This window comes from Agromyces sp. NPDC058104 (assembly GCF_042884835.1).
Lineage (GTDB): Bacteria > Actinomycetota > Actinomycetes > Actinomycetales > Microbacteriaceae > Agromyces.
Genome location: NZ_JBHVTD010000002.1, coordinates 1198544 through 1211273 on the forward strand (window position 1 = coordinate 1198544; position 12730 = coordinate 1211273).

Consider the following 12730-nt stretch of genomic DNA (forward strand, 5'->3'; position numbering starts at 1 on the left):
AAGTCCCAGATCACAGCGATATCTGTTCAATCGTTGTCCCCCGTTTTGGTGCCAGCGTCCCCCTGTTCTGTCCCCCGAAACCTCTGATTGACTCGGCGCAACTGCGCGATCCGTGCACCCGTGCGCCACCCGATCACGAAGGTTCGACGACCATGGACAGCTTGTTCGACCCGTTCCGTTCCGGCCAGAAGGCAGAGGGCCGTCGTGATCGACGTCGCCGCGAGGCGCGACGAAGCCGATCGCTCAGGGCGACGATCGCGGCGATCACCGCGGGCGCGATGCTGGCCATCGGCCTGCCGACGATGGCGTTCGCCGCCGGCGAGGCGTCGGATCCTGCGACGCCCGACACGGCGAAGGTCGCGAGCGAGCCGGCTGCGGAGCCGGAGGCGGGCGAGGGCGTCGCCGCTCCGCCGGCGGAGGAGACGCCGGCGGAGGAGCCGCCCGCGGAGGAGCCGCCCGCCGAGGAGGCCCCCGAGGGGGAGCCGCCCGCGCAGGAGGCGCCGCCGGCGAAGCAGGCGCCCGCGAAGGAAGCGGCACCCCCGGCCGCCGAGGAGCCGGTCACGCCGATGGCGGTGTTCCCGGCCGACACGGCGGACTGTACGACGAACTGCGGCAACCTCACCATCACGAACGTCGTCTCCGGCGGGCCGGCGACGGCGAGCCAGTGGACGCTGCACGCCGTCCGCTCGAGCAACAGCGACAACTACAACTTCACCTCGGGCCAGACCCGGCCGGTGCCGCGCAACAACACCTACACGCTCTTCGCCGACAACGGGCCGGCCGACTACACGACGTCGTTCGAGTGCAGCACCGGTGGGTCGGGCGGGCAGGACCCCGACTGGGACGAGGACGACCGCACGGTCACCTTCAGCAACACGAACGGCAGCCCGACCCAGAAGTTCGCGAACTGCGTGTTCACCCAGACCTACTCGGGCCCCGCGACCATCAACGTCCAGGTCGGCGGCAGCCGGACGGGCCTCTCGAGCGTCGGCGGCCTCGGCGGCGTCACCCTCCAGCTCTACACCGACAACGGCGGGTCCTTCGGGTCGATCATCAACCAGCCGTGGGCGACCTGCGTGTCGACGGCCGCAGGGGTCTGCACCTTCTCCGTCCCGAACGCCAACAACTCGAACTTCTGGGTGGCGCAGGCGACTCCCGGCGTTCCCGCCGGGTGGTCGAAGAACGCGACGCTCGCGACCGGCGAGAACCCGACGTCGGCGAACTACCGATTCCGCATCGCGGACGTCGACGCCGGCGAGACCCTCAGTTCGCTGAGCGACTTCATGATCGCCACGGGCAACACCGCGAACAACGCCTCAGGCGGCATCTGGCAGAACTCGCTCGCCAACCCGCCCGCGATCCAGATGTGCGGCGTGCGCGTCGCGCTCGTGATCGACCTCTCGGGCTCGGTCGCACCGAACTTCACCGAACTGAAGAACGCCGCGAAGGGCTTCGTCACGGCGTTGCAGGGCACGCCCTCGCAGGTCGGCATCTTCACCTTCAACAACGTCGCACCGGCATCGGCGGGTGCGAACCTCGGCATCACGCCGGTCTCGACCGTCGCCGGCGCGAACACCGTGCGCAACCACATCGACGGCTTCTCGACGCCGACGGAGGCGACGAACTGGGACCGCGGCCTCTACCAGGTGGCGACGAGCGGGACGCAGTACGACCTCGCGGTCGTGCTCACCGACGGCAACCCGACGGTCTACGCCGGCGATGAGGGGCCCGGTAACCGCACACGCTTCCGCGAGGTCGAGAACGGCGTGTTCTCGGCGAACGCGGTGAAGGCGCTCGGCACCCGCGTCGTGGCGTTCGGCGTCGGCGCCGGCGTCGGCGGTGCACCCGACAACCTGATCGCGATCTCCGGCGGCACGCCGAACTCCGACTACTTCCAGTCGGCCGACTACGAGGAGGCCGGCACGATCCTCCGCAACCTCGCCCTCGGGTCCTGCGAGGGGTCGATCTCGGTCGTCAAGCAGGTCGTCTCGAACACGAGCACGGGCGAGCAGAAGACGGGCCAGACTCCGGCGGGCGGATGGACCTTCACCGCGCAGCCCACGACCGGCGGCATCACTCCCGCATCGCAGTCGGGCGTGACGGCGGCCGGCACCGGCGCCGTGAACCTCCCGCTCACGTTCGCAGGCGGCACGACCTCGGGCACCGTCAAGGTCACCGAGGATCCGCAGGGCCACAGCATCGTCACGTCGAGCGGAAAGAACGCCGTCTGCACGGATGTCGCCACCGGTGGCGCGATCACCGTGACGAACGAGACGAACGGCTTCTCGATCCCCGTCAGCTCCACGCAAGCCGTCACCTGCACGGTCTGGAACCGGCCACCGCTTCCGCAGTCGACCTACAGCGTCGACAAGGTCTGGGTCGTGAACGGCGAGACCTATCCGAACGGCCAGCAGCCGATCGGCCTCACGGCCCAGCTCACCGTCGGCGGCGCGAACGCGCCGTGGGTGACGCCGCAAGGACCGGTCCCGGCGAACACCGTCGTGTCGCTCAACGAGACGACGAGCGTCGGCTCGCGGGATCTCTGCCGCATCACCGACAGCAGGGTGACGCTTGCGAACGGCGGCCCACCGGCCAACGGCGCGCTGCCGTACAGCGCCACGCTGCAACCGGGTGACAACACGTACACGATCACCAACACCGTCACCTGCGACTCGCAGCTGACGCTGAAGAAGACCGTCTCGAACGGCCCGACCGCACCGTCGGCGTGGAACCTCGACGCCGTGGCCCCCGGTGGAGCGCTCCCCGGACCGAACGGCGCCACCGGCACCCCGAGCGCGACGGCACTCGTGACCCCGAACGTCACCTACCCGCTCGTGGAGACGGGCGACCCGCGGTACGTGCAGACGCTCGGCCTGAACGCCGTGCCGATCCCGCCCGCGACCGGCAGTTGGGACTGCGTGCAGGTGAACGCGGGCGGCACCGTCGTCCCCGGCTTCGCCGACGGCCTGAACGGCGGGGTCACGGTGCCGCTGGGCTTCCGGGTCCAGTGCACCGCGGTGAACCAGACCGCGTCGCTCACGCTCATCAAGAACGTCGACAACGACCTCGGCATCGACGCCGACCCGAGCGACTGGACGCTGACCGCGACGCCGAACGCACCCGCGATCCCGGGTCTCGGCACGGCGGAGGCGACGACCGGCGAGACCGTCTCCATCCGCCCGGGCAAGGCGTACACGGTCGCGGAGACCGGCGGCCCCGACGGCTGGACCAAGACCACGGTGATGTGCCGCACCTCGCCGAACGGCCAGTACGTCGAGACCGACCAGATCACGCTCCCCGCGCTCGGGCAGGGCACCTGCGTCGTCTACAACGACCCGATCGCCCCGAAGCTCAAGCTGACGAAGCTCGTGACCGACGACGTGGCCCCCGCCGAGGCGTGGACGCTCAGCGCCACCCGTGACGACGACGACACGGTGGTCGCGAGCGGCGACGGCGGCACCGGCGGCTTCGTCGACGTGCCCGCGGGAGTCGAGCTCACGCTCTCGGAGTCGACCGACCTGCCGAACGCGGACCAGTTCGCGGCCGGCAGCTGGCTCTGCTCGCTCAACGACGGGCCCGACGTGCCCGGGCCGAACGTGCCCGCGCTCGGCGCCGGCGATGAGGTCGAGTGCGTCGTCACCAACACGCTGAAGCCGATCACGCCGTCGATCACGAAGACCGCGGCGGTGCCGACGCCGAACGCCGACGGCTCCTGGACGGTCGCCTACGACATCGTGGTGACGAACCCGAGCGCCTTCCAGCCGATCGACTACATCCTCTCCGACCGGCTCGACTTCGGCTCGGAGACGACGGTGAACAGCGCGAGCTACCAGCGCGTGCAGCCGCTGCCCGCGGGCGCCGTCGAGAACTGGACCGTCGGCTTCGACGCCGTGCAGCCCTTCGACGACGAGCCGCAGCTCGCCGCCGGCACCTCGCACACCTGGCGGGTCACCGTGAACGCGACGGTCGACGCCGACGCCGACTTCACCGGAAGCACCCAGGGGGCGTGCGACGACCTCGAGCCCGGCACCGTCGGCTTCCTCAACACGGCCACGATGTACGTCGGACAGGTGCCCTACGAGGCATCCGACTGCGAGCTGCCCGTGAAGCCGACCATCGCCAAGCAGGGCGGCACCGCCGTCGACAACGGCGACGGCACCTGGACGCTGCCGTACACGATCACCGTGACGAACCCGTCGGAGACGACGAGCGTCGTCTACGACCTCGTCGACGAGCTCGACCTTCCCGCCGGCGTGACGCCGACCGGGCCGGCGACGGTGGTCGCGCAGCCGGTGCCGACCGAGGCCTCGTGGACCGGCTTCGCGCCGAACACGCTGCTCGCCGACGACGTGACCCTCGCGGGCACGCCGGGCGTCGACCAGCACGTCTACCAGGTGCAGGTCATCGTCGAGATCGGCGCCGACCAGGGCGGCTTCCGCTGCCCGAGCGACGGCGGCCTGAACAACGTCGCGACCCTCGAGTCGGGCAACCAGACGGACGACGCCACCGGCTGCGTCACGGTCGATCCGCCGGTCATCGTGCACGACAAGACGGTCGTGCCGGGTTCGGTGAGCCAGGACGTCGACGGGCTCTGGACGATCCAGTACCGGATCGAGGTCGACAACACGGGCGCCGTCGGCGGCACGTACTCGCTGGACGACGAACTGCACTTCGGCGCAGGCGTCGACCTCTCGGGTGCGAGCTACACGGTCACTCGCGACGGCTCGCCGGCCGCGGCCGGCTGGGCGGGCACGGGCGGGCTCGTGGCCGACGCCTATCTCGCGGGCGGGGCATCCGACGTCTGGATCGTCACCGTCGCGGGCATCGCGCTCGACGGGCCGAGCCTCACGCCGGCGCAGACGGCCTGCCCGCAGGACGAGAGCGACGGCGCCTTCAACAACGCCGCCGTGCTGACCGTCGGCGGTGTCGCCGACACCGACACGGCGTGCGACAGCCCCAGCGCCCCCGACGTGCTGAAGAGCGGCGCCACCGCCGCGCAGCAGCCGGACGCCACCTGGGACGTCAGCTACCTGCTGACGGTCTCGAACACCGCACCGGGCGCGAAGGCGGGCTTCTACTCACTCGACGACGTCCCCGGCTTCCCGGGATCGGTGACGCTGAACTCGTACTCCGTCGAGGAGGTCTCGCCGGTGGCGGGTCCGATCACGACCGATGCGTCGCCGGTGCCGTCGAGCATCCCGGTCGTCGCCGACGAGCCGATCGCGGCCGCTGCGACGCACGTCTACCGCATCACCCTCAACGCGACCGTTCCCTCGGGGCTGCCCGAGAACCAGCGGCTCTGCGTCGAGGGGCAGTCGGGCGTCGGCTTCTTCAACGCCGTGCAGCTCACGAGCGGCGAGATCGTCGACGCCTCCGACGACTGCACGCCGGTGGAGGAGGGCGGCCGTCCGACGGTCGAGAAGTCGGACCCGACCGTCGAGCAGGACGGCGAGGGCGTCTGGACCGTCGAGTACGACGTGACGGTGACGGGCAACGCGGACTTCGTCTCCACCTACACCCTCGAGGACACGCTGCACTTCGGGCCCTCGGTCGACATCCTCTCGGCCGCGTGGGCCGGGCAGGGCGACGACGACGTGTGGGAGGACCCCGAAGCCAACCCGACCGAGACGATCGTCGGCACTCCGAAGGTGATCGGCATCGACGAGGTGCACACGTACACGATCACCGTGACCGCGACGGTCGACGAGCTCGCGTTCGCCGACCCGACGACGAACACGTGCGACCCGAGCGACGAGGAGCCGGACGTCGGATTCCTCAACACCGCGACGCTCACGAGCGACGGCGTGCCCCAGTCGGACGACGGCTGCGGCCTGCCGGCCGAGCCGGAGGTGACGAAGACCGCCGTCGGCACCGAGGCCGTGAAGGTGGGCGACCACTGGGAGGCCTCGTACGAGCTCACCGTCGAGAACCTCAGCGCCGCGCAGGCGCTGGTGTACGACCTGAGCGACACCCCCGACTTCGCCGACGGCGTCACGATCACCGATCGCGAGGTCACGAGCGCGGATGTCACGGTGAACCCCGCGTGGAACGGCGCGAGCCCGTCGACCGACGTGATCGTCGAGGACCAGGGGCTCGACGGCGGGGCGACGCACACCTTCCTGGTGACCGTGTCGTTCACCGTCGACGACGTCGCCGGCTCGCCGGCGCTCCTCTGCGAGGGCGAGGACGGACAGGGCCTCCTGAACGGCGCGGTCGTCACCTCAGGCGGCACCTGGACCGACGACGGCTGCCTCGACGTGCCCGTCATCGTGATCGTCGACAAGGCGTGGGTGATCGACGGCGGCGAGCCGATCGCCTGGGACAGCGACGAGCTGCCCGAGGGCTTCACCGCACAGGGCCTGCTCGACGGCAGCGAGGTCGACTGGGATGCGGAGAGCGGCCCGTACGCGCTCGGCGACGAGGTCGCCGTGGGTGAGACCGACGTGGTCGTGCCCGAGGGCTGCGAGATCGTCGACGCCGTCTCGAACGGCACCGGCGAGTACGCGCTCGACGCCACGGTCAACACCTACCTCGTGACGAACGAGGTCGAGTGCGAGCAGACGGTCAACCTCGAGAAGGTCGTCGACAGCGAGCACGGCGGCGACGCCGCGGCGACCGACTGGACGGTGTCGGCGAACGGTCCTGACGACGGCTTCGGGGGAGCGGGCACCGCTTCGGGACCCGCCGACCTGGAGGTCGGCTACACCCTCAACGAGGTCTCGGTGATCTGGGAGAACGGCGTCGAGTACGAGGTCGCCGCGACCTGGAGCTGCACCTCCCCGCAGGGCGAGGACGCCTTCACGCTCATCGCCGCCGACGGCGCGACGAGCGCGACGCTCACCGTCCACGAGCTCGGTGCCACCGTCGACTGCGAAATCCGCAACGTGGACGTCGCCCCGACGCTGACCCTCGTCAAGGACGTCGCCCCCGACTCGGTCGAGGCGGAGTTCCCGCCGACGCTGTGGACGGTCTCGGCGACCGAGGACGGCGAGGCACCCGTCGTCACCGGCGCGGGCACCGCGACCGGCGCGGTCGAGTCCAACGTCGACTACGTGCTCGGCGAGCTCGCGAGCGACTTCGAGGGCGCCGACGAGTTCGAGGCCGGTGCCTGGAGCTGCGACGTGCCCGGAGTGCTCGACGGCGACACGGCGAACCTCGAGCCCGGCGACGACGTGACGTGCACCATCGTCAACACGGCGCAGCCGGCGAGCTACGTGTTCGACAAGGAGGTCTCGGGAGCCGTGCAGAACGACGACGGCACCTGGACGATCGACTACACGCTCACCGTGACGAACGAGAGCGCGGTGTCGCCCGTCACCTACGACCTCGTCGACTCGCTCGCCGGCTTCGGCGAGGGCATCGAGGTCGACGCGGCCTCGTGGACCGGCCCCGACGGCTCGGGCGACGTCTGGGAGGACCCCGCGACCGAGCCGGTCGAGGAGCTCGCGAACGACGTCGTGCTCACGGCCGCCACCGGCGTGCACGAGTACTTCGTGACGGTGCAGGCCACCGTCACCGGTGAGGCGGTCTGGGACGAGGGCGACGGCGAGGGCGACGGCTCGACGGGCTGCGTGCCCGGCGAGCAGGGCGGGTTCGCGAACTCCGCGACGCTCACCGTCGACGGGCTGCCGAGCGATGACGAGGCGTGCACCGAGCCCGGCCGCACCACCGCGGTGAAGGTCGCGCACCCCGCGACGAACCTCGGCCTCGGCGACTGGGAGGTGACCTACGACATCACCGTCGACACGGTCGGCGAGCACGACCTGGTCTACGACCTGAGCGACGCGCTCGCGTTCCCCGACGGGGTGACGATCGAGGAGGCCTCGGCCGTGGACCCCGACGGCGACCCGGTCGCCGGCTGGAACGGCGTGGATGCCACGACGCTCGCCACGGCGCATCCGATCACCGCGGGCGACACCCACGTCTGGACGATCACCGTCCGCGCGAACGTCGCCTCGATCGAGTCGATCGACCTCGTGAAGTGCGAGGCGACCGAGGACGGCGGCGGATTCCTCAACACGGCCGAGATGGTGAACGGAACGGTCACGACGCCGCTCGAAGGCTGCACCGACATCCCCGTGGGCAAGCTGCGGCTCACGAAGACCGTCGACAACACGGCGCTGCTCGACCTCGGCTTCACGCTCGAGGAACTGCTCGCCGCGACCGACTGGGATCTCACCGGAGACTCGGGCACGCAGCTCGTGCAGTACCTGAGCGGCGGCGGGATCGAGCTCGTCGTGCCGATCGGCTCGTACCTGCTCGGCGAGAAGCTGCAGACCGAGCAGGAGGAGCACGAGTTCGCCGACTACTACACGGCGGAGGCCTGGCTCTGCGGCGAGGCGGCGGTGACGCACGCGCAGGTCGTGACCGGCGGCATCGCGGACTGCACGCTGAAGAACGTGGCCGATTCGATCGACGTGGGCATCGAGAAGACGTACCTGCTGCCCGACGGCGTGACCGCCGTCGAGGCGGGCGACGCCTTCGAGTACGAGCTCACCGTGACGAACAACGGCACGCTCGACGTGCCGGGCCTCGAGGTGACCGACCTGCTCCCCGACGACCTGGTCGTCACCGGGGCCGCGACCTTCACCCCCGCGGCCGACCCGGCGCAGCCCGGAACCTGGACGCAGACCTCGGGCGACACCGACAACGCGTTCTCGGCGACGTACTCGGGTTCGTACCCGTCGGGCGCGGTGACCACCATCACCATCCCCGTGCAGGTGGCGGTGCCCGCGCCGCTGCCGCCCGTGCCGCCCGTCGGGCCGAACGACCCGCCGCCCGTGCTGCCCGTGATCGACCTCGACGACATCCACAACGAGGCGTGCGTCGCGATCCAGGCGCCCGAGGTCGACGACCTCGCCGCCGCCGCGATCGTGCCGGACATGGTGCCCGCGAACGACTGCGACGACGTCGACGTGCCCACCAAGGCGATCGATCCCTCGGCCTACACGCGCTGCGTGGCGGACGTGCCCTACCTCTACCACAACGTCGCGGTCTCGGAGAACGTCGAGCCCGGGCCGATCACGGTGACGTGGACGCCCGACCCGACGGTCTACCCCGACGCGGTGCCGGTGGTGATGGAGATCCCGTGGGACGAGCGCGACGGCCGGCTGCTCTGGCCGTACGGCGTGGTCAACGAGGAGGGCATCTCCATCGGCTGGCCCGGATGGCGTCTCATCCAGGAGGGCGACGTCCTCGGCGAGAACGGGATCGTCGACATCTGGGAGAACATGGTCAAGGACTCGAAGCTCGAGAGCTACGCGTTCGCCGACCAGGTGAACCCGATGACGGTGACCTTCTCGGTCAACCCGAGCCAGTCGATCCTCGCGGTGTACCCGCAGGCGACCCCCGCGTGCGAGGTCGTGCGCGACCCGTCGGTCGACATCGTGAAGACCGCGAGCGTCGAGGAGGTGAAGCCCGGCGGCGCGTTCGACTACACGCTGTCGGTCACCAACTCGGGTCTCGGCGCGATCGAGAACATGGAGCTCTTCGACGAGATCCCGGCCGACCTCAAGGTCACGGACATCACGACCGACGAGGCGCCCGCGTTCCCGCGCTGGGACGACTGCGAGGTCACCGGCGCCGACGCCGACGGCTACGGCGGACTGCTCCACTGCGTCCTCAACGGCATGATCGGCGGCACGCAGCCCGACGCGCCCGACGTGGTGCTCTCGGTGATGCTCGACCCCGCGTCGAAGGCGGATCGGGTCGACAACACCGGGGAGGTCTGCTGGAACGATCCCGACGACGCGCCGGTCGAGCCCCAATCCGAGCCGGGAACGGTGGCACCGGCAGCGGTGCTCGATCCCGAGCTCCCCGTCCTCTGCGACGACTCGACCGTCACGGTCCGGGTCCCGCAGCCGCCGGCTCCGGGGATCGCCTCGACCGGCTTCGCGGGCGCGCCCTTCCTCTGGGGTGCTGCCGGGCTCCTGTTGATCGGTGCGCTGCTGGTGTCGGTGACGATCGTCCGTCGCCGCCGCCCGGGTGAACGGCACGCCGAGTAGGAGCCGCGTCGAGCGGGGGGCCGGTGCCATCGGAAGCACCGGCCCTTCGTGCGCGCCTCGCCGCGGCGGGTGCGGGCCTCGTTGCGCCCTGCCGGAACGCCGACGGGGCCGGTGCCTTCCGGCACCGGCCCCGTCGGGGTGGTTCGTCGCCTACGGCTTGCCGCGCATGATCGCCTGCTTGACCTCGGCGATCGCCTTGGTGACCTCGATGCCGCGGGGGCACGCCTCGGTGCAGTTGAAGGTCGTGCGGCAGCGCCACACGCCCTCCTTGTCGTTGAGGATGTCGAGACGCGTCTGGGCGTTCTCGTCGCGCGAGTCGAAGATGAAGCGGTGCGCGTTCACGATCGCGGCCGGGCCGAAGTACTGCCCGTCGGTCCAGAACACGGGGCACGACGAGGTGCACGCGGCGCAGAGGATGCACTTCGTGGTGTCGTCGAAGATCGCGCGGTTCGCGACCGACTGCACGCGCTCCTTGCCGGGCTCGGGGGTCGAGTTGGCGACCAGGAACGGCTGCACCTCGCGGTAGCTCGCGAAGAACGGCTCCATGTCGACGATGAGGTCCTTCTCGAGGGGGAGACCCTTGATCGCCTCGACGTAGATCGGCTTCGAGATGTCGAGATCCTTGATGAGGGTCTTGCACGCGAGCCGGTTGCGGCCGTTGATACGCATCGCGTCGGAGCCGCAGATGCCGTGGGCGCACGAGCGGCGGAACGTCAGCGAGCCGTCCTGCTCCCACTTGATCTTGTGCAGCGCGTCGAGCACGCGATCGGTCGCGTACATCTCGACGTCGAAGTCCTGCCAGCGCGGCTCGGTGTCGACGTCGGGGTCGAAGCGACGGATCAGGAACGTGACCGTGAACGACTGGACGGGCGCCTCAGCGGCGGGCGGCTGTTCGAGCGTGGCGGTGCTCACGGTCAGTACTTCCTTTCCATCGGCTGGTAGCGCGTGACGGTGACCGGCTTCCAGTCGAGCCGGATGTGATCGGCCGCGTCGGCGGAGTGCGCGTCGCCCGACAGGTACGCCATGGTGTGCTGCATGAAGTTCTCGTCGTCGCGGTTCGGGAAGTCGTCGCGCATGTGCCCGCCGCGGCTCTCCTTGCGGTTGCGGGCCGAGAAGACGACGACCTCGGCGAGGTCGAGCAGGAACCCGAGCTCGACGGCTTCGAGGAGGTCGGTGTTGAACCGCTTCCCCTTGTCTTGCACGGCGATGTTCTTGTACCGCTCGCGGAGGCCCGCGATGACGCTCGTGACGTGGGCGAGCGACTCGTCGGTGCGGAACACCTGCGCGCCCTTGTCCATCTCGTCCTGGAGCTCCTTGCGGATCGCGGCGATGCGCTCGGTGCCGTTCGAGTCGCGCAGCTGCGCGAGCAGCTCGCGGATGCCGCGGGCCGGGTCGTCGGGCAGCGGCGTGAAGTCGACGCCCGAGTTCACGTACTCGACCGCGTTGCGGCCGGCGCGCTTGCCGAACACGTTGATGTCGAGCAGCGAGTTGGTGCCGAGGCGGTTCGAGCCGTGCACCGAGACGCAGGCGCACTCGCCGGCGGCGTAGAGGCCGGGGACGACGGTCGTGTTGTCGCGCAGCACCTCGGCGGCGACGTTCGTCGGGATGCCGCCCATCGCGTAGTGCGCGGTCGGCATGACGGGCACCGGCTCGTACACCGGGTCGACGCCGAGGTAGGTGCGCGCGAACTCGGTGATGTCGGGGAGCTTGGTCTCGAGCACCTCGGCGCCCAGGTGGGTGCAGTCGAGCAGCACGTAGTCCTTGTGGGGGCCGGCGCCGCGTCCCTCGGCCACCTCCTGCACCATGCAGCGCGCGACGATGTCGCGCGGCGCCAGGTCCTTGATGGTGGGCGCGTAGCGCTCCATGAACCGCTCGCCCGAGGCGTTGCGGAGGATCGCGCCCTCACCGCGTGCGCCCTCGGTGAGGAGGATGCCGAGCCCGGCGAGGCCGGTCGGGTGGAACTGGAAGAACTCCATGTCCTCCAGGGGGAGGCCCTTGCGCCAGATGATGCCGACGCCGTCGCCCGTGAGGGTGTGCGCGTTCGACGTGGTCTTGTAGATCTTGCCGAAGCCGCCCGTCGCGAAGATCACGGCCTTCGACTGGAAGACGTGCAGCTCGCCGGTCGCGAGGTCGTACGCGACGACGCCCGAGGGCTGCTCGACGCCGTCGACCTCGGTCATGACGAGGTCGAGCACGTAGTACTCGTTGAAGAAGTTGATGCCGAGCTTGACGCAGTTCTGGAACAGCGTCTGGAGGATCATGTGACCCGTGCGGTCGGCGGCGTAGCAGGCGCGGCGCACGGGCGCCTTGCCGTGGTCGCGCGTGTGCCCGCCGAAGCGGCGCTGGTCGATCTTGCCCTCGGGCGTGCGGTTGAACGGCAGGCCCATGTTCTCGAGGTCGATGACCGCGTCGATGGCCTCCTTCGCGAGGATCTCGGCCGCGTCCTGGTCGACGAGGTAGTCGCCGCCCTTGACGGTGTCGAAGGTGTGCCACTCCCACGAGTCCTCCTCGACGTTCGCGAGCGCCGCGGCCATGCCGCCCTGCGCCGCGCCCGTGTGCGAGCGGGTGGGGTAGAGCTTCGAGATGACCGCGGTCTTCGCGCCGGGGCCGGCCTCGATCGCCGCGCGCATGCCGGCGCCGCCGGCGCCCACGATGACGATGTCGAACTGGTGGTAGTGGACGCCGTCGATGACCGTGGTCTCGGCGTCGGAGGTCTGGGTGTTCAA

At 70.3% G+C, this 12730-nt stretch carries 3 protein-coding genes; 1 reads left to right on the forward strand and 2 read right to left on the reverse strand.

Features of this window, described 5'->3' with window-relative positions:
- Positions 1 to 152: 152 nt before the first annotated feature.
- On the forward strand, positions 153 to 10004 hold the full coding sequence (locus tag ACFVTH_RS13430; RefSeq protein ID WP_387091664.1) for a hypothetical protein: 9852 nt from the start codon (positions 153 to 155) through the stop codon (positions 10002 to 10004).
- A gap of 150 nt (positions 10005 to 10154) precedes the next feature.
- Here the strand turns inward: ACFVTH_RS13430 and ACFVTH_RS13435 are convergent, their stop codons facing one another.
- Positions 10155 to 10916, reverse strand: a complete 762-nt coding sequence (locus ACFVTH_RS13435; protein WP_387091668.1) for a succinate dehydrogenase iron-sulfur subunit — start codon at positions 10914 to 10916, stop codon at positions 10155 to 10157.
- A 2-nt stretch (positions 10917 to 10918) separates the two neighbouring features.
- A complete protein-coding gene (gene sdhA / locus ACFVTH_RS13440; protein WP_387091671.1) occupies positions 10919 to 12730 on the reverse strand; it encodes a succinate dehydrogenase flavoprotein subunit in 1812 nt (603 codons plus the stop codon).